The organism is Acinetobacter sp. RUH 2624 (genome assembly GCF_000162375.2).
GTDB lineage: Bacteria > Pseudomonadota > Gammaproteobacteria > Pseudomonadales > Moraxellaceae > Acinetobacter > Acinetobacter nosocomialis.
In genome coordinates this window covers 2,749,178-2,769,431 of sequence record NZ_KI391939.1, presented here as the reverse complement: position 1 = coordinate 2,769,431, position 20,254 = coordinate 2,749,178, and the positions used below count along the sequence as shown (strand labels likewise).

Below are 20,254 nucleotides of genomic sequence, written 5' to 3'. Positions count from 1 at the left end.
GAGTTATGATGAAAATTAAGCAAATTACTCTTTATATTTTGGCCTGTGCCGCTCTTGTGGGATGTGATTCAAGAATTGACGCAGTCAATCAGCAAATGGCAAGTATTCGTAATCAGCCACCGCTCCCTATTGAGCCAGCGCCGATTTTTACCCCTGTACCACAATTTAATTATGCTGCTCATCAATTAAAAAGCCCGTTTATGCCAAGCTCACTGGCAGCTGAGCTTAAAATTATGGCCGGGAAGCGAGTGTATCCAAATTTCTCACGGGCACCGCAACCATTAGAAAACTATGCACTTGAAGCCTTAAATATGAAAGGAAGCATGCGTAATAATCGTGGTCAAATATTGGCTTTGATTCAGACACCGGATCATCAAATTGAACGGGTACAAGTGGGTAATTATATGGGCATGAATCAGGGCCGTATTACTCATATTAGTCCAACCCAGATTGATCTGGTCGAGATTGTGCCAGATGGTCGAGAAGGCTATGTCGAGAGACCGAGAACTTTGGTCTTGATTGGGCCTGCACCCTAAAACTTAGGGAATAAAAACGAAAAAGTATTTTTAAAGATTATTTAATTGGGGATGGTCAGACAATGAATCAGGTATTCCGTCAGTTTTCTATGGGGGCTGTAGCTGTTGCAATTATGCAGGCTGCATCTGCACAGGTCAGCATGACCAATATAGTACCAACGCAAGTTGCAGGTCAGGGCACAGAAATTAGAGTTATATTTAATGGATTGCCACCACAGCCACAGGCTTACCAACTTGAAAATCCGTCACGTTTAATATTAGATTTTGATAAAGCTCAACAAAGTTTAAAACAGTCTAAAATTGCTGTTGCGACCAATGAAGCAAGCTCTGTAGATGTAACTTCAGATGATCAACGTTCACGTTTGACTGTAAATTTAAAAGATGCTGGAGCGTTTACAACACGTGTGGAAGGTAATACTTTCATTTTAAAAATTAATTCGGTCCAACCGAATAATAAACCTGTACCAGTAGTTACTGCACAACCACAAGGTATTTCAAACATTGGATTTCAGCGTGGTAGTCAGGGAGAAGGTTTAGTTGTTGTGGATCTTTTGGGAAGTAATACACCTGTAGATGTTCAACAACAAGGCAGTAAAGTTGTTATAAGAACTTTAGGTACAAAAATTCCGGCACATTTGGCGCGTCGTCTAAATGTAAATGATTTTGCAACACCAGTCTCAAGTATTGATGCTTATAATGATAAAGGTGCTGGTGTAATTACTATTCAGTCATCTGGTAGCTACGAATACATGGCATATCAGGCTGAAAATAAGCTCACAATCAGTTTGAAACGACCACAAGATAAAAATGTAACTTCTCTATATAAAACGCCAAATTATTCTGGAAATAAGCTTTCGCTAGATTTTCAAGACATCGAAGTGCGCCGTGTTTTACAGCTCCTTGCTGATTTTACGGGAATCAATATGGTGGCTGCTGATAGTGTGCAAGGTAATATCACGCTACGTTTAAAAGATGTACCTTGGGATCAGGCTCTGGATATTATTTTAAAAACTAAAAATCTTGATAAACGTCGTAATGGGAATGTGATTTGGATTGCTCCTGTTGCAGAGTTGATTAAAGCGGAAGAGGAAGAAGCGAAAGCTGTAGCGCAAAGTGTAAAACTTGCTCCGTTACAGACAGAGTATATTCAACTTAAATACGCTAAAGCTGGCGATATTATGGGTTTAATTACTCAAGGCTCAAATAATAGTAATGGCTTACAACATACTTCTGGTGGAGGAACTTCAACTTCAACCAATTTAAATACTGGCGTTGATAGTCTTGGGAATAATGTGGGTAGTTTACTTAGCCCTCGCGGTACCATTACTCAAGATGACCGAACTAATACTCTTATTATTAATGATACTGCTCAGTCGATTGATCAAATTCGAAAAATGATTGACTTGCTTGATGTGCAAGTTAAACAGGTTATGGTTGAAGCACGTATTGTGAGAGCGTCTACGTCGTTTACCAAAGAACTTGGTGTGAAGTGGGGCATTCTTTCGCAAGGTATTACCAATAATAAAAATTTGTTGGTTGGTGGTAGTGAAACAACTTTATGGAATCTGCGCGAACCTAAAAAAGATGAAACTACAGGTGGGTATAAATATACGATTGAGCGCCCAGATAATTTAAACGTTGATTTGGGGGTTTCTAATCCTGCCGGCAGTATTGCCTTTGGTCTTATTAGTATGTCGGACTTCATGTTGGATCTTGAGCTCTCAGCTTTACAAGCCGATGGTTATGGTGAAGTAATTTCAACGCCTAAAGTGATGACCGCCGATAAGCAAACTGCGAAAGTAGCAACAGGTCAACAAGTTCCATATCAAACTACAACAAATTCTGCTGCAGGCTCAACAGCCACAACATCATTTAAAGATGCATTACTAAGCCTAAATGTAACTCCAAGTATTACGCCTGACGGTAAGATTCAAATGAAATTGGATATTTCTAAGGACTCTGTAGCAGGTGCGGCCCCAAATGGTGAATTAATTCTGAATAAGAATAATATTAATACCAATGTGCTGGTTGATAATGGAGAGACCGTTATTTTAGGTGGTGTATTCGAGCAAACAACGACGAATTCTCAAACCAAAGTTCCATTTTTTGGTGATATTCCTGTTGTAGGGCATTTATTTAGAAAAGATGTAAAATCTGATGATAAGCAAGAATTATTGATTTTCGTAACACCACGAATTGTTAATGACACTTTAGCGAGAAATCATTAATATATTTTTTAATGAAAGCAATTGAAATAGGTGGCGCCTTGCCAAGCAAAGCGTTTGAAACCCTGCCAAATATTTATTTGGTAGGGCCCATGGGGGCAGGAAAAACAACCGTTGGACGTCATTTAGCAGAACTATTAGGGCGTGAATTCTTAGATAGTGATCATGAAATTGAGCGCAAGACAGGGGCGACTATTCCCTGGATTTTTGAAAAAGAAGGAGAAGTTGGATTTCGTACCCGTGAAACTGTGGTCTTAAATGAGCTCACTTCACGTAAAGCATTAGTGCTTGCTACGGGTGGTGGGGCGATTACTCAAGCACCTAACCGAGAATTTTTAAAGCAACGTGGAATCGTTATTTATTTATATACTCCTGTTGAATTACAACTACAAAGAACTTATCGGGATAAAAACAGACCCTTATTACAAGTTGAAAATCCTGAACAAAAATTGCGGGATTTATTAAAGATTAGAGACCCCCTGTATAGAGAAGTTGCACATTATACGATTGAAACAAATCAAGGTGCTGCACGTGATCTCGCACAAAAGATTTTGCAACTTATTCTAGCGAACAAGTTAAAATAGACGAACTGACTAGTGGTTTTATAAATTCATGCAAACTTTACATGTTGAATTAGGCGAACGCCGTTATCCTATTTTTATTGGTAGTCAACTTGACCCGAAACAGTTACTCGAGCCATATATACATGGTCAACAGGTCATGATTGTAAGCAATGTTACGGTTGCACCATTATATTTAAGCCACTATCAAGAAGCATTAAAAAGTCTGGGTAAAACGGTTGCGACTTGTATTTTACCTGACGGCGAAAAATATAAAGATATTCAATATTTAAATTTAATTTTTGATGCATTGCTTGAAGCTGGCTTTAATCGCGATTGTACAGTTTTAGCTTTAGGTGGTGGCGTGATTGGGGATATGGCGGGTTTTGCTTCTGCTTGTTTCCAACGTGGCGTTTATTTTGTACAGGTCCCTACGACATTGCTTTCACAAGTCGATTCGAGTGTTGGCGGAAAAACAGGAATCAATCATCCGCTTGGCAAGAATATGTTAGGTGCTTTTCAGCAACCACAAGTCGTTTTAGCTGATATGGCACAATTGAATACATTGCCAGAACGTGAGCTTTCGGCCGGTTTAGCTGAAGTGATCAAATATGCACTTTTAGGTGATGCTGATTTCTTGGTTTGGCTTGAAGAAAATATGGATGGCCTTGTTTCTAGAGATGCTGATTTACTTGCAGAAGCTGTCTATCGTTCATGTGCTCATAAAGCGCGTATTGTTGCGAATGATGAGAAAGAACAAGGTGAACGCGCTTTACTTAATTTAGGCCATACTTTCGGCCATGCGATTGAGTCGTATCTAGGTTATGGTACTTGGTTGCATGGTGAGGCTGTTGCAACTGGTATGGTGATGGCAGCAGATTTATCACAGCGTTTGGGCTGGATCTCAAATGAAGATGTAGCTCGTACAAAAAAAATCATTCAACGTGCGAATTTGCCGATATCATGTCCACAAATTCCATTGGATGATTTCCTTGGATATATGGCTCATGACAAAAAAGTTCTTAATGGACAATTACGTTTGGTGTTGTTAAAGCAACTTGGACAAGCAGTAATTACCAAGGACTTTGATGTCGAATTGATGAAACAGGCTATTTTGGCGAATCAACACGGATAACAAATAAGGTAAAGCATGACTGTATCACGTACACTTTGGCAGAATGTTCAACAATATATCTGGTTGGTTGGTGGTATTGCCTGCTTATTGCTTGCTTTTATTTTTTGGGTAATTACAGATAGCAAAAAACTGGTTGAAGTTGAAAAGTCCGCTGACTCTGAGGCGCCTGTACAAATTCAACCAGAGAAAGTTGCTACAACACCTAACCTAGGTGCTTTGGCTGATGAGGTTCGTCCACTCGATTTAACTACACGTACTGTGGCTTCGGGTGAGCATGAACCTGAGTTTCGCGGTACAAAGTTTATTAATGAAAATAAAAAACAATGGACGCTTGAGTTATTTCGTGCCTCTGATGAAGATATTATTAAAAACTTTTTAAAAAATCGTACCGACCGTAATAAATTTATTTATTTCCGTTTAAGTGGCGAACAACAAGCAGAGCAGTATGTGTTGGTTTATGGCACGTTTAAACGCTCAGAAGATGCAATTCAGCAATTAACACAAATTAACCTGCAATTACCTGAGTCAGTTAAACCTCAGCCACAACAGTTCTCAAGTTATGCTTCATTGGTAAATGACTTAGGGGCAGATGAGATGAAAGGTGGCAATAATCAGCTTTATGAAGTACGTCTGCGTCCGGCTGCTTTACCTACAATTGATGAGTCATTATTGATGTCAGGAGTAGCTACGGGAACTGCCAATGCTCAGCCTAAAGCTCCTGCAACTAATTCAGCTACAAAAACTACGATTATTCGTCGTGATGCAGAAGGAAATGTGGTTGATGTACAGCAATCAAATTCTAATATTGATCAGTCTAATAGAACACCTCAAACACGAATCAATGAGGGACAACAGAAAAACGCCACAAATGAGGGCACAAAAGGGAATTAATTTATCTAATAATATGCGCAAAAATGGTGCAAATCGATTGTGTGATAATATTTTTTGATCAGATGTGGTGCATATTTAGACATTTTTTAACATGATAACGCGAATAAAATAACTATATTTATAATAAATATAAGGATTTAGTCTTACTTTCTCAATATGGCACACTTTTTGCTTTATTGTTGTGCTTATTAATGTGCTGCAAACTATTTTAGCCCTCTAAGAAGTGAATTCTATGCAGAGGCGTGGGGCCTAACTGCTTTAAAAGAGTGCGAAATAAGTCAAAACATTTTTCTAGCAAAAACCAGTGTACGTAAAAATGGAACAGCGTATATTGGCTTATCAGCCCAAAATTTTTTGTTTGCGAAACATTGAGCTAACTGTCATCCGTAGGCACTATCGCAAAAAGAAGTTGTTTGTTTGACGCTCGAAAGAGCCTTATTGAAAGAAGGGTACGCTATGCACATGCCATCGCCTAATACTGTAGCTCCCGCTCAAGGTTTATATCAGCCTGATGAGTTTAAGGATAACTGTGGTTTTGGACTGATTGCCCATATGAAGGGTGAATCAAGTCATCATCTAGTAGAAACCGCGATTCACAGTTTAAGTTGCATGACGCACCGTGGTGGTATTGCCGCAGATGGCAAGACGGGAGATGGTTGCGGCTTATTATTGGCGATGCCAAAGCAATTTTTCCGTGATGAAGCAAAAAAACTAAGTGATATTACACTAAGTGAAATTTTTGCTGTGGGTACGGTATTTTTAAATATTGATCCTGCATTAGCACAGCACTCTAAAAATATTTTAACAAAAGAAATTGAGTCAGAAGGTTTACGTGTACTCGCTTGGCGTATCGTCCCTACAAATAACGATGCATTAGGTGAAATTGCGCTTCAATCTTTACCAGCTTTTGAACAAGTCATTGTGAACTGTCCAATGGGTGTAACTGAGGTTGAATTTAACCGTAAGTTATTCTTGGCGCGTCGCCGTGCGGAACAACAACTTCAAAAAGATCCGTCATTTTACGTGACTACGCTTTGCTCGACAGTTATTAGCTATAAAGGCTTGATGATGCCTGCTGCAATTGCTGAGTTCTATACAGATTTGGCAGATGAGCGCTTAAAATCGCATATCGTGGTATTCCACCAACGTTTCTCTACAAATACATTACCGCGTTGGCCGTTGGCTCAGCCATTCCGTTACCTTGCGCATAATGGTGAAATCAACACGATTACAGCAAACCGTAACTGGGCGTTAGCGCGTACTCCTAAATTTGAAAACCCATTATTACCAGGACTTACTGAGCTTAACCCGATTGTAAACCGTACAGGTTCGGATTCTTCAAGCTTGGATAATATGCTTGAGATCTTGGTGGGCGGTGGCATGGATTTATTCCGTGCTTTACGTATGCTCGTACCGCCAGCATGGCAAAACGTTGAAACTCTAGATGCGGACTTGCGTGCATTCTATGAATTCAACTCAAAACATATGGAAGCTTGGGATGGTCCTGCTGGTCTTGTTATTCAAGATGGCCGCCATGCGATTTGTATGCTTGACCGTAATGGCCTGCGCCCTGCACGTTGGGTAATTACTAAAAATGATTATATTACCTTAGCATCTGAAATTGGTGTTTGGGGCTATGAACCTGAAGATGTAGTTTCCAAAGGTCGTGTAGGTCCTGGTCAAATCTTGGTAGTCGATACTTTAACAGGTAAAGTACTTGATACTAAAGATGTTAGTACTCATTTGAAAAACATGCGCCCGTATCGTGAGTGGTTACGTGATCACGCGATTCGCTTAAATGCAAACCCAGAACTTGAAGAGCAACTTGTTGATAAAGGTTTAACTGGTGAAGCATTAAAAGCAGCTCAAAAAATGTTTATGGTGACATTTGAAGAGCGCGACCAGTTGTTACGTCCAATCGCTGAGAGCGGTCAGGAAGCTGTTGGTTCTATGGGTGACGATACGCCAATGGCTGTATTGTCTCGTCAAGTGCGTCATGTGACCGACTACTTCCGTCAACAGTTTGCACAGGTGACAAACCCACCAATTGACCCACTGCGTGAATCAATTGTTATGTCACTTGAAACCTGTTTGGGTCGTGAGCAGAACGTATTCGAACAAGGTCCTGAGCATGCTGATCGTATCATCATCTCTAGCCCTGTATTGTCAAATTCAAAAATGCAGCAAATCCGTACAATTGAGCGTGCAGGTTACGAGGCAGTTGATATTGATTTGAACTATGCTGAAACAGAAGGTTTACAAGCGGCAATTACGCGTATTTGTGAAGAATCTGCACAAGCTGTTCGTGATGGTAAAACCCTAATTGTTTTAACTGATAAAAATATTCGTGAGGGTTACTTACCTGCAAACGCTGCTCTTGCAACGGGTGCGGTACACCATTACCTCATTAAAACTGGTTTGCGTACTGATGCAAACATTATGGTTGAAACTGGTTTTGCACGTGATCCACACCAATTTGCGGTATTACTTGGTTTTGGTGCGACTGCTGTTTACCCATACCTTGCATATGACGTAATCAATGACTTGATTGCGAAAGGTGAGCTTTTAGGTGATCCGATTCATGCACAAGCAAACTTCCGTAAAGGTATTGAGAAAGGCTTGTTAAAAGTTCTTTCAAAAATGGGTATCTCGACAGTTGCCTCTTACCGTGGTGGTCAGCTTTTTGAAGCAGTAGGTTTATCATCTGAAGTTGTAGATCAGTGTTTCTTAGGCGTTCCAAGTCGTATCCAAGGTGCAACTTTTGTTGATCTTGAAAATGACCAGAAAAAATTAGCGGCGACAGCTTGGTCTAGTCGTAAGCCAATTGACCAGGGTGGTTTGCTTAAATTCGTATTTGGTAAAGAGTACCATGCGTTTAACCCAGATGTGATTAACTCACTACATAAAGCGGTTCGCTCTGGTAAATACGAAGACTTTAAAGAATATGCTGAATTGGTAAATAACCGTCCAGTAGCGACTATTCGTGACTTATTTAAGTTAAAAACAACTAATCCGATCCCAGTTGAACAAGTTGAATCGGTTGAAGATATCTTGCCTCGTTTCGACTCGGCAGGGATGTCTTTAGGTGCGCTTTCTCCAGAAGCACATGAAGCAATTGCAATTGCGATGAACACTATTGGTGGTCGTTCAAACTCTGGTGAGGGTGGTGAAGATCCTGCACGTTACGGCACAATTCGTAACTCGAAAATTAAGCAAATTGCATCTGGTCGTTTCGGTGTAACACCTGCTTATTTAACTTCTGCTGAAGTTTTACAAATTAAAGTTGCTCAAGGTGCAAAACCAGGTGAAGGTGGTCAGTTACCAGGTGGTAAAGTGAATGGCTTAATTGCGCGTTTACGTTACTCAGTACCGGGTGTGACACTTATTTCACCTCCACCACACCACGACATTTACTCAATTGAAGATTTGTCGCAACTGATTTTTGACTTGAAACAAGTTAACCCGAAAGCGATGGTATCTGTGAAGTTGGTATCTGAACCGGGTGTAGGTACGATTGCTGCTGGTGTTGCTAAAGCATATGCAGACTTTATTACCATTTCTGGTTATGACGGTGGTACTGCTGCATCTCCGCTTTCTTCAATTCACCACGCAGGTTCTCCATGGGAGCTTGGTTTGAGTGAAGCGCATCAGGCACTTCGTGTAAATGACTTGCGTGGCAAAGTACGTGTACAAACTGACGGCGGTTTAAAAACTGGTCTTGATGTGATTAAGGCAGCAATTTTAGGTGCTGAGAGTTTCGGTTTTGGTTCAACACCAATGATTGCATTAGGTTGTAAATATCTACGTATTTGCCACTTAAACAACTGTGCAACAGGTGTTGCAACTCAACAAGACCATTTACGTCAAGAGCACTATATTGGCGAACCACAAATGCTCATTAACTTCTTCCATTTTATTGCAGAAGAAACACGTGAATGGTTAGCGGCTCTTGGTGTAGCTTCACTTAAAGACTTAATTGGTCGTGTGGACTTACTTGAAGTATTACCGGGTGAAACTGAAAAACATGCTCACCTTGATTTAAGTGCATTGTTAACTTCTCATCCTGCTGCTGAAGGTAAAGCGCAGTACTGTGAAGTACAAGGTAATGCACCATTTGATAAAGGTGTATTGGCTGAGAAAATGGTTGCAGAAATGCTTCCTGCAATTGAGTCAAGTGCAGGCGGTCAGTTCAACTTTAATGTCGTGAACTGTGACCGTTCAATTGGTGCACGTGTATCGGGTGAGATTGCTCGCCGCTATGGCAACTTGGGTATGGAAGCACATCCGGTTGTAATGAACCTAACAGGTACTGCTGGTCAGTCACTTGGTGTTTGGAATGCTGGTGGTTTGCATATCCGTCTTGAAGGTGATGCAAACGACTATGTAGGTAAAGGCATGGCGGGTGGTCGTATCTCGATCTTTCCACCAAAAGGTTCGCCTTTCCAAACACAAAATACAGCAATTATTGGTAATACTTGTTTATATGGCGCAACTGGCGGTAAGTTATTTGCAGCTGGTACGGCAGGTGAGCGTTTCGCCGTTCGTAACTCTGGTGCGTTTGCTGTTATTGAAGGTGCAGGTGACCACTGCTGTGAATATATGACTGGTGGTGTTGTGACTGTGCTTGGAAAAGTGGGTCATAACTTCGGTGCAGGTATGACAGGCGGTTTTGCTTATGTGCTTGACCTTGATAATGACTTTGTTGATTACTACAACCACGAGTTAATTGACTTAACCCGTATTTCAACAGAATCTATGGAAGATCATAAAGAGTTCTTGTTGCGTATTATTGACGAGCATATTAAAGAAACTGGTAGTGCTTGGGCTTATAAAATTCGCAATGAGTTCGATTTCTACAGCCGTAAATTCTGGCTTGTAAAACCAAAAGCTGCTAACTTGCAATCGCTTTTGAAAACTACGCAAGCTGATCCACAATAATTCCACGACTGCAAAGACATAGGCAGGTGCGGGCAACAGGGAAATCCGCGCCTACCCACGGAGAGAGACATGGCAGAACGCCTAAATAATGACTTTCAATTTCTGGATGTACCACGTCAAGATCCAGAGAAAAAAGATATTACTGTCCGCAAAGCAGAATTTGTGGAAATTTATAAACCTTTTACTTCGGAAACTGTCACTAATCAGACACACCGTTGTTTAGGTTGTGGTAACCCATATTGCGAATGGAAATGTCCTGTACATAACTACATTCCAAACTGGTTAAAACTCATTGCTGAAGGACAAATTTTCCAGGCTGCTGAGCTTTGCCATCAAACGAACACTTTACCTGAGGTATGTGGTCGTGTGTGTCCGCAGGACCGTTTGTGTGAAGGTGCTTGTACCTTAAATGATGGTTTTGGTGCAGTAACTATTGGGAATGCTGAAAAATATATTAATGACACCGCTTTTGCTTTGGGTTGGCGCCCAGACATGTCCCATGTAAAGTGGACAGGTAAAAAAGTTGCGATCATTGGTGCAGGTCCAGCAGGGCTAGGTTGTGCCGACATTTTAGCCCGCGGTGGTGTTAAGCCAGTTGTATTCGATAAGCGTCCTGAAATTGGTGGCTTACTGACATTTGGTATTCCAGAATTCAAAATGGAAAAGGATGTGATGAAGCGCCGCCGTGAAATTTTCACTGGCATGGGTATTGAATTCCGCTTAAATACCGAAATTGGTAAAGATGTCACGATTGATGAATTACTTGCTGAATATGATGCAGTATTCATGGGAATGGGAACTTATACCTACATGAAAGGTGGTTTCCCGGGTGAAGATCTTGATGGTGTTTATGATGCGCTTGATTTCTTGATCTCTAACGTGAACCGTTGCCAAGGTTGGGAAAAAGATCCAAGTGAATACATTAGCTTAGACGGTAAAAAAGTTATTGTTCTTGGTGGTGGTGATACCGCAATGGACTGTAACCGTACTTCATTGCGTCAAGGTGCTCATGATGTAACTTGTGCATATCGTCGTGATGAAAGCAATATGCCAGGTTCTGCACGTGAAGTAAAAAATGCGTATGAAGAAGGCGTAAAGTTCTTGTTTAACCGCCAACCAATCGAAATTGTTGGTGAGAATGGCAAAGTGACAGGCGTAAAAGTGGTAACGACGCAGATGGGTGAACCAGATAGTCGTGGCCGCCGTAGCCCTGAGCCAATTCCGGGTTCGGAAGAAATTTTACCGGCAGATGCAGTTTTACTCGCGTTTGGTTTCCGTCCAAGTCCAGCAGACTGGTTTGGTAATGTGAATATTAATCTTGATGGTTCAGGTCGTGTAGTTGCACCAGAGCACCAAGAATTTAAATTCCAGACATCAAACCCGAAAATCTTTGCTGGCGGTGATATGGTGCGTGGTTCAGATCTTGTAGTTACAGCTATTTGGGAAGGTCGCCAAGCTGCTGAAGGTATTTTAGATTATCTTGGTGTTTAATCTAAAAAATCATTACTAAAGTTTTTGATAAAGCCTGCGATATGCAGGCTTTATTTTTTACCGTTAATCAGTTTGACGTTTTTGGCAAATACAATAAGCTTTTTTGCCCTTTTTGGCCTCTTAGTTGCAAGAGATACTCAAAGCTTCCTTCTTCACTACAGTAGGTGTTGAGCATGAACATCGCAGGTATGACGGCAGAAAAATCATATTTAAATCGTCGAAAAGCGTTGGGTATTACAGTGCGTCGCCTTGAGTTTAATCCTCAAGCAATCAAGCGCTATTATTTTGCAAATTCGCCTTTAATGTCCCATTTTTTAACTGCACTCTCTTCAACATTTCCCGTAGGAGAACAGTTTTTTGTAAATAGCGTGCGTAATGTACGTGACAAAGTTTCCGATCCCCAATTGCAGGCCCAGATTGCGGCATTTATTGGACAAGAAGCGATGCACTCGAAAGCGCATGGTGAATTTAATGAGGCTTGGCGCCGTGATGATTATAATCTGGATCGTTTTCAGGCTTGGTTGAATGAGCGTGATAAATATTTAAGAACAATTTCTCCTAAGCTACAGCTGGCATTGACATGTGCATTTGAGCATTTTACGGCTTTGCTTGGTGGATATATTTTACAGCATCCTGAATTATTAAAAACTTTGGACCAAGATGCGCTAAAGCTTTGGGTCTGGCATGCTATTGAGGAAATCGAGCATCGTTCAGTTGCATTTGATGTGTACCAACATGTCTATGGTGATGATCGTATTCGCCGTTTACTCATGCGTAGTGTTACTACGGGATTTGCGAGTCTTGCTTTCTATGGTACGACGCGATTATTTTGGCAAGATAAATGGAAAAGCTTGCCTAAAATGGGCGGAAATATTTTTGGTGTGTATTTGCTTGTTAAAATGATTATACAACTGACACCTGAATATTTTGCTTATTACAGAAAAGACTTTCATCCGAGTCAAAAAAACTATGGCCAGATGGTCGATTACTGGAAGAGTTATTTGGCGGATGAATATCAAATGACAAGTTTCCAAGAAGAAACAAAGTTAAGGCCAAGCTAGAATAAAAACCGGATTTAAAGATCCGGTTTTTTTAAATCTATAAAATAAAAGCAACACAATAATGCCAAATTCATCATACAATCGAGACAAGAGGTTAAAAATATAAAGAAAAACTTGAGGATAAAGTGACGATGAAAACGTTTAAACAACTTGTAATCGCGACAATACTTGCAAGCACCTTACTATTTTCCGGCTGTGGCTATAATACTTTACAGGTCAAAGATGAGGCTGTAACAGCGGCTTGGTCTGAGGTACAGAACCAATATCAACGTCGATCAGATTTAGTACCAAATCTTGTAAATGTAGTTAAAGGTTATGCTAAGCACGAAGAGCAAGTATTAACTGAAGTAACTCAGGCACGCGCAAATGTAGCAGGCTTGAAGGTCGATAAAGAAGTATTGGAAGACCCAGCATTACTTGAAAAATATCAACAAGCGCAAAGCCAGTTAACTGGTGCGTTATCTCGACTGATTGCTGTTTCAGAAAATTACCCAGACTTAAAAGCTAATACCCAATTCCAAGAGTTACAGGTTCAGCTTGAGGGTACAGAAAACCGAATTGCTGTGGCACGTAATCGTTATATTACCACTGTTCAAGACTATAACTCTTATGTCCGTCAGTTCCCACAAGCTGTAACAGCGAAAGTGATTGGTATGCATCCAAAAGCTAATTTCTCTGCAGAAGCATCGGCTCAGCAGGCTCCAAAAGTTTCTTTCGATTAATTTAAATCAAGGAAGAGCCGCATGAGAAATACTATATTGCTTCAGTTTAAGCAAATTAAGGGGTTTGTTATTACCTTAATGGTGCTCTGCTGCAGTGTTCTGTTTCAGAGTGCGGCTTGGAGTGAGAATAATATTGCCACTGCTACAGATGAAACTGATACTGTGGTGGCAGGTAAAATTATTCAACAGCAGCAAGCTCAAGCATCGAAACCTAAAATCAATGAGCAAGCTGCTTCAAGTGCCGCGCCTCAGGCTCAGGTTGCGAATGACATGGCTGATGGTGAATCAATTCGCGGTTTACCAACATTAAATCAGCCTGTTATTGATCAAGCCAATATTTTGAGTGAAGCTGAAAAGCAGCAACTCAATCAGAAAATTTTAAATCTATACCAGCAAGGTAAGGCACAAATAGGTATTGTGATTGTACCGACCACAGGCCAAGAAGATATATTTGATTACGCTTTACGTGTCGGCGAAAAATGGCAACTTGGTTCGAATAAACGAGATAATGGTTTACTTATCGCAGTTGCTATTAATGATCATAGAATACAAATTTTGACTGGATATGGTTTAGAAGGCGTATTGCCTGATATTGTGGCAAGTCGAATTATTCGAAATCAAATTACACCTTATTTTAAACAAGCTCAATATGCCCAAGGCTTAAACGCTGGTCTTGATGAAATCGGAAGGATTTTAAATCTAGATCCGGAAGTTGCTCAGCAAGCTGCTCAAGATTTAAAAGAGCGCCAACATCAGGCTGCCGAAGAACAACAAGCCAAACAAACTACTTTGACAATGGCGTTGTTTATTCTTATTGCCGGAATTGTAGGCTCTTTTATTGTTGGTCGACCTCTCAGTGCTTCTACAGCAGGTGTTGCTGCCGCGGTAGCAGGCTTTGTAAACGGTGCTGGCTTGGTCACTAGTTTACTACTTGGATTTGGTATTTTCTTTTTACTTATTACCTCAATTGCCCAACTTATTTTACAGGCTATTTTAAGTGGTTCTGGTGGGGGTGGACGCGGAGGCGGCTTCGGTGGTGGAGGCGGCGGTTATGGCGGCGGTGGAGGTCGTTTTGGTGGTGGAGGTGCTTCAGGGTCATGGTAACAACATCAGAAACAACACAAATTATTACTCAACCAAAAATTGAGGAATATGTAGAGCCAAGTTTAAAACGTTGGTTTAAGCATCTTTGCTATTTTCCTGCTAGTAGCCGCTATTTTAGTAAAAGGGATAAACAAGCTATTGCTGAAGCTGTTCAACAAGCAGAACTTGGTCATGTTGGTGAAATACAGGTCGTTATAGAAGGGCATATTCCTTGTTCACAAGCATATAGGCAGAACACGCGCTCAAGGGCGCAGCAATTATTTGCAGAACTTGGGGTTTGGGATACTGAACTTAATAGCGGTGTACTGCTCTATTTAAATTTATGTGAACGCACAGTAGAAATTATATTTGATCGTGGTATTCGAAGCGCGACGACTGAGCAGGTATGGCAACAGATTTGTGAGTCTATTGTGCAGCAGCTTAAACAAAAGCAGTATCTACAAGCTGTAGTGATTGGGGTTCAGCAAATTGGTGATGTGATGTCTCGGTTTTACGATGAAAATATGCCAGATCAGAATAATGAATTGGGTAATGCACCTATCATTATTAATTAAATTATCTACATAAAATCTAGCTGTTTTAAAAAATTTGGACAATAAACTGACTGACAAAAAATGTCATCTAATCATGTATTTTTAAAGAGATTTTTGTCACATTAAAAAGTAAAAAAAAGAAATAGGCTGTGAAGAAATTTTTATTAGTGATTTAATTCTAAAAAAATTATAGTGACAATTTTTGTCACTTATTTACTGCTTTAGCATCTCGAATAAGTTTAAAGTATTTATAAATCTTTGTTTTTTAATAAAAATAAAAGTTGGCATGGTTGCTGCATTATATTCTATAGCTCAAAAAGCTTATATAAAAACATACATACAATCTTTGGGGAAAAGGCTATGAATGCACAAAAAGGTTTTACATTAATTGAACTTATGATCGTGGTTGCGATTATTGGTATTTTGGCAGCGATCGCGATTCCTGCTTATCAGGATTATATGACTCGTTCTAAAGTAACTGAATTGGTGACAGCAGCTGATGCTTGTAAAACTTCTGTTGCTGAGTTTTATCAATCTAAGAATGCATTACCTAATAGTTTAACCCAATCAGGTTGTTCAACTAACACAACTCAATATATTGCTTCATTAGATGTTGATTCAAGTGGTACGATTAAGGTAACAGGCACAACTGCGATGCAAACTGCTATGGGTGCCACTACTCCACCTGTTTTTGCTTTAAAACCAACTGCTGATACTGATGCAACTAAGCCATTATCATGGACTTGTACTTCTACAGCTGGTACAACTATTCCATCAAAATTCTTACCTGCTAATTGTCGTGGTTCGTAATTAACCTAATTATTAAAGAGAGGTTGCTACCTCTCTTTTTTATTAAAGAAAATAAAAATGATAAAAAATAAAATATTATTCTTATTAATAGGTATTTACCTTATTATGGCCCTATTGGGATACCAAATTGAATGGTCATTTTTCCAATATGATGAACTTCGTTTATTACAGTTTCCATTGGCACTATGTGCTTTGTTAATTTTGATTTTTAAAAAGAAAATAGAATATTCAATTTATACTCAAGTTACTTTTTTTTTGATTGGTGTATTAACGGCTATAGAGATAGCAAGTTATAGCATTTTTCAGATACAAGAACTTTGTTCTTCGATAGCATTATTATTTATATTTTCAGCTTTAACATATGAATTAAGGAATATAAAAAATATAGAAAATGGTCTAGCATTAATCGTTGTTTCAGCATTTATTCCTAGTTTGTTTATTGGTATTTCCATTATTAATTTTATTTTTTATAAACAATGGTTTGATTGGCAATTTAATTCAGGAACGATTCGAATTTATGACAGTGTTATCGTTCCTTTCTTTTTTTTCTTAATCTTCTTAAGAAATAAAAAATATCCTTATATTTATTATTTTTATCCGAGTGCTATTTTCTTTTTTGCTCTGGCATTGTTTTTTGACGGAGCCAGATCAGCCTTACTTGCTGTAATCACTGGACTGTTAGTTTTCCTTATATATTCTCAAGAAAATCGAAAACTTATTTTACAAAGCTATGGTTATATATTTTTAGCTTTTGTTGCTTATAAGTGTACTATTTATTTAGCTGATAAAAATACCATGACCGTAATGAGAGTTGGTACATCCATGCGTACAGAGATGTGGATTTTTGTTTTTGAGCAATGGAAGGAAAAACCATGGTCGGGGGTGGGTGGCGGTTATCTTTCAAAAATACAATATAAATATGCGCATCACATACATAATCTATATTTAAGGTTAATTTTTGAATGGGGGATAGTTGGCTATATTTTTTTAGTGTGGATGGTATATCAAGTTATTAAATTATTCCTAGATAAGAATGTTTTACCTATTGCAAAAGCTGGTGTTGTTGCAGTTTTGGTTGATGCAATGTTCTCAGGGAGCATGGTTTATCCTGTTTCACAAATGGCCTGTATATTATTCTTAGCATTTGCTTTTTCTCAAATTAAATCCGCTAGTAATTTAAAAATTTTTACTATGAAGACAAAAATACTGATCGGTTTATGGGGAGCTTTATTTTTGTACATTACAATTATGTTTTTAGGACAAGACTTAACTTGTTGGGGATGTATGAGCTATGCCGGACGAATGGCACCAAATTTTTGGGAGTATGGTGGTACACAGCACTTAGTACCAGCTTCACAAATTCCTTAATTTTTTATAGTAAATTTTATTAAGACCTTTTCATTGAGAGTTCATACATTCTTTTTTAGGCTTCCATGTATAATCCTTCTCAAGTTTTTGGCTTATAACCTGTCTTTATGCAAGTATTCTTTTTATTCCTCGCAGCAATCCTGTTAGGTTTTGCATGGCTATCTCCATTTCACTATAACCCTTGGGTGATGTTTTCTAGCGAAATGAGTACCTTTGCGGCAGGTCTAAGTGTCGTAGCTGCACTTTTTTATCAAAATATAAAAATTCCACGGGCACAATTATTACTATTGCCATTTATTTTAATTCCAGTGGTGCAGTGGGCTTTTGGTCTGGTTTTTGATTTTAGTACAGCTTTGTTAAGTTCGCTTTACTTATTAGGCTTTTGGTTTATGGTTGTGGCTGGCTATAATCTGTCATTAGATTACCAACAGCGGGACCAAATTTTTACAGGATTTAGCCTGCTTACTGTCATTGTTTCAGTTGCAACTAGCTTTATTGCGGTTTGCCAATGGTTAAATATTGATACGCATTTTGCACATATGTTGCATTTGATTGGTAATCGTCCATACGGTAACTTTGGCCAACCCAATAATATGGCAACCTTTCTCATTACGGGGTTATTAGGATGCTTATATTTATATGAAAAGAATAAAACATCAGTTTGGTTACTCTTGCCATCAGCACTAACTATTTTATTTGCAGTTGTTCTGAGCCAATCACGAACCTCTTGGATTGTTTTTCCGTTTTTACTCATCTATTGGACCATTAAGCAATTTAACAAACCGAAGCGTTTTGGACTTTTTCAAGGCTTATTATGGTGTGCTGGCTTTTTCCTCATGGCGGGCTTAGTTTTACCATTTCTTACAAGCTTAATTGAGGCATGGTCGCATACAGATATAACTCAGGCGAGTAGCTTGGCTGAACGGGCAAGTTCTGGTTATTTGCGTTTTAATATCTGGACGCAAATGTTACTCGCTGTACAGCAGCATCCTTGGTTGGGATATGGGTGGAGTCAAACTAGTGTTGCTCAAATGTCCGCTTATGCTCTTTTCCCAACGACGGAGTGGACGACCAGTGCTCACAATATGTTGCTAGATATTATTATTTGGAATGGTATTCCAATTGGTGCCATGATTATTGTTTACTTTGCATGTTGGTTATTTTGGTTAAATCAACAAGCGAAAGAAACAATTTCGATTATTGCAGTGATGATGGTCTGTACCGTACTTATTCATGCCATGTTAGAGTTTCCGCAGCGCTATGCTTATTTCTTACTGACTTGTGGCTTTTTATTGGGTGTAATTCAAGCACAGACTCCAATACTGAAAGGTTTTGTACTAAGTAAACATCTTTTGCGTTTAATTTGGGGTGTTAGCTTAATTCTTATGATCACAATTTGGCGTGATTACAACGTATATGTTAAGAATAGTAATTTACTATTTAAAAATAAGCAGCCAAATGCCCAGCTTATGGGAAGCGATCAGATCTTTGTTCTAACCCAATTTGAGCAGCGTTTAAAGTGGATTGCACTTAATCCTCATGTAACTTTACCTGAAGCAGAGTTAGTTCAGTGGGGAAATTTTGTGAATAACAAACCAACCCCTTATAATTTACGTAAATATGCTCAGTTACTTGCTTACAATGGAAAAGTAAATCAAGCAGAGCGTCAAATATTTATTTTGCAGCACCTTTATCGGCAGCAAATAATACTGCCGCAATTATTAAAAGATAAATAAAAAAATCCCCTTGTATTCAAGGGGATTTTGTTTATGAGAAATTACATTTGGCTCTGGATATAATTCTCAATACCCACACTACCAATAAGATCAATTTGAGTATCTAACCAATCCCAATATTCTTCTTCTTTTTCTAAAATTTCTTGTACCAAATCACGTGTTACATAGTCTTGTTCTGCTTCAGCTAATGCAACTGCTTTTTGAATAGCTTCAATGTTTTCTTTCACTTTGCGAATATCACATTGCAGAACTTCTTCTGTATGCTGACCAATATACAATTTACCTAGATGTTGAAGATTAGGAAGTCCTTCTAAAAATAAGATACGTTCAATAATCTTGTCGGCATGCTTCATTTGACGAATTGATTCTTTATATTCAGCAGAACCGAGTTGTTCAATTCCCCAATCATTAAACATACGAGAGTGTAAAAAGTATTGGTTAATTGCAGTTAAATGATGATACAACACTTGGTTAAGCTGATTGATTACATCACGATTGCCTTTCATTGTAGCTACTCCAAAACAATTTCTGCCTTAATCCAATTAAGGCAATCTATGAATTCATTTTAGTGAACATTCACGGATATGGCGAGTAATTTATAGAACAGCAAATGAAAATCGCAATCAAAAACAACACAATATTGGTAAAGCTGAATTTCCTTCCAAAAAAAACCGCTTGAATGAGGAACAGTTAACGTTCCGCAAAAAGCGGTGGAGGAGTCAATAATTTACTGTTAAATACTAATTTTTATTATGCAGCTACAGAAATGCGCGCAGCAATTTCTGCTAATTCTTCACTAATAATAGCACGTGCTTCTGGTGCACAGCGTCCACAGCAAGTACCGAGGTCAAGCAAATCGCGAATTTCACGATAGCTTTCAGCGCCATTTTCAATAGCGTCTTTAATATCCTGATCGGTAATGCCACGACACAAGCAAACGTACATGGGAGTAATCCCCAAATATAAATGCGATAATTGATATTATTGATAATTATTATCGTTTGTCAATGAAATTCATTTAAAATCTCATTTATCTTTATTGGGATTTTGGATAAAAAAATACCGCCTAAGCGGAAATCTAATGGTTGTTTAGATTTCTAAGCATAGCGGTATCTAATTTTAGAACTAAATATTTAAGGATTAT

The 20,254-nt window shown here is 38.9% G+C and carries 16 protein-coding genes; 14 read left to right on the top strand and 2 right to left on the bottom strand.

What is annotated here, in order from left to right:
• The first annotated feature begins 8 nt into the window (after positions 1 to 8).
• The 14 genes from HMPREF0014_RS19640 (at position 9) to HMPREF0014_RS19575 (ending at position 19,110) form a co-directional block, all read left to right on the top strand.
• A complete protein-coding gene (locus tag HMPREF0014_RS19640; RefSeq protein WP_004711660.1) occupies positions 9 to 536 on the top strand; it encodes a pilus assembly protein PilP in 528 nt (175 codons plus the stop codon).
• Between the two features lie 62 nt (positions 537 to 598).
• Complete coding sequence (gene pilQ / locus HMPREF0014_RS19635) at positions 599 to 2,764, top strand: type IV pilus secretin PilQ (protein WP_006581062.1); 2,166 nt, start codon at positions 599 to 601, stop codon at positions 2,762 to 2,764.
• A gap of 11 nt (positions 2,765 to 2,775) precedes the next feature.
• Positions 2,776 to 3,345, top strand: a complete 570-nt coding sequence (gene aroK / locus HMPREF0014_RS19630) for a shikimate kinase AroK (protein WP_002051689.1) — start codon at positions 2,776 to 2,778, stop codon at positions 3,343 to 3,345.
• A 28-nt stretch (positions 3,346 to 3,373) separates the two neighbouring features.
• Positions 3,374 to 4,456, top strand: coding sequence for a 3-dehydroquinate synthase (gene aroB / locus HMPREF0014_RS19625; RefSeq protein ID WP_006581063.1), 1,083 nt, complete (start codon positions 3,374 to 3,376; stop codon positions 4,454 to 4,456).
• Between the two features lie 15 nt (positions 4,457 to 4,471).
• Complete coding sequence (locus HMPREF0014_RS19620) at positions 4,472 to 5,347, top strand: hypothetical protein (protein ID WP_006581064.1); 876 nt, start codon at positions 4,472 to 4,474, stop codon at positions 5,345 to 5,347.
• Positions 5,348 to 5,809: 462 nt separating this feature from the next.
• On the top strand, positions 5,810 to 10,285 hold the full coding sequence (gltB, locus tag HMPREF0014_RS19615) for a glutamate synthase large subunit (protein WP_171057467.1): 4,476 nt from the start codon (positions 5,810 to 5,812) through the stop codon (positions 10,283 to 10,285).
• A 69-nt stretch (positions 10,286 to 10,354) separates the two neighbouring features.
• On the top strand, positions 10,355 to 11,776 hold the full coding sequence (locus tag HMPREF0014_RS19610) for a glutamate synthase subunit beta (RefSeq protein WP_002051782.1): 1,422 nt from the start codon (positions 10,355 to 10,357) through the stop codon (positions 11,774 to 11,776).
• A 173-nt stretch (positions 11,777 to 11,949) separates the two neighbouring features.
• A complete protein-coding gene (locus HMPREF0014_RS19605; RefSeq protein WP_020992312.1) occupies positions 11,950 to 12,837 on the top strand; it encodes a metal-dependent hydrolase in 888 nt (295 codons plus the stop codon).
• Between the two features lie 131 nt (positions 12,838 to 12,968).
• Entirely contained in the window at positions 12,969 to 13,559 is a 591-nt protein-coding gene (locus tag HMPREF0014_RS19600; RefSeq protein WP_006581066.1) for a LemA family protein, read from the top strand.
• 21 nt (positions 13,560 to 13,580) lie between these two features.
• Positions 13,581 to 14,663 carry a TPM domain-containing protein gene (locus HMPREF0014_RS19595; RefSeq protein ID WP_006581067.1) on the top strand — a complete coding sequence of 361 codons (1,083 nt, stop codon included), beginning with the start codon at positions 13,581 to 13,583 and terminating at the stop codon, positions 14,661 to 14,663.
• The gene (locus HMPREF0014_RS19590; protein WP_006581068.1) at positions 14,657 to 15,217 is read left to right on the top strand and encodes a TPM domain-containing protein; all 561 of its coding nucleotides are present in this window, start codon (positions 14,657 to 14,659) and stop codon (positions 15,215 to 15,217) included. Before HMPREF0014_RS19595 ends, HMPREF0014_RS19590 begins: the two co-directional genes overlap by 7 nt.
• A gap of 339 nt (positions 15,218 to 15,556) precedes the next feature.
• Complete coding sequence (locus tag HMPREF0014_RS19585) at positions 15,557 to 16,006, top strand: pilin (protein ID WP_006581069.1); 450 nt, start codon at positions 15,557 to 15,559, stop codon at positions 16,004 to 16,006.
• 57 nt (positions 16,007 to 16,063) lie between these two features.
• The gene (locus HMPREF0014_RS19580; protein ID WP_006581070.1) at positions 16,064 to 17,374 is read left to right on the top strand and encodes an O-antigen ligase family protein; all 1,311 of its coding nucleotides are present in this window, start codon (positions 16,064 to 16,066) and stop codon (positions 17,372 to 17,374) included.
• Between the two features lie 107 nt (positions 17,375 to 17,481).
• Positions 17,482 to 19,110 carry an O-antigen ligase family protein gene (locus tag HMPREF0014_RS19575; protein WP_006581071.1) on the top strand — a complete coding sequence of 543 codons (1,629 nt, stop codon included), beginning with the start codon at positions 17,482 to 17,484 and terminating at the stop codon, positions 19,108 to 19,110.
• 41 nt (positions 19,111 to 19,151) lie between these two features.
• Here HMPREF0014_RS19575 and bfr read toward each other — a convergent pair whose 3' ends face one another.
• A complete protein-coding gene (gene bfr / locus HMPREF0014_RS19570; protein WP_000678121.1) occupies positions 19,152 to 19,616 on the bottom strand; it encodes a bacterioferritin in 465 nt (154 codons plus the stop codon).
• A 244-nt stretch (positions 19,617 to 19,860) separates the two neighbouring features.
• Complete coding sequence (locus HMPREF0014_RS19565) at positions 19,861 to 20,055, bottom strand: bacterioferritin-associated ferredoxin (RefSeq protein WP_000289091.1); 195 nt, start codon at positions 20,053 to 20,055, stop codon at positions 19,861 to 19,863.
• Positions 20,056 to 20,254: the final 199 nt, after the last annotated feature.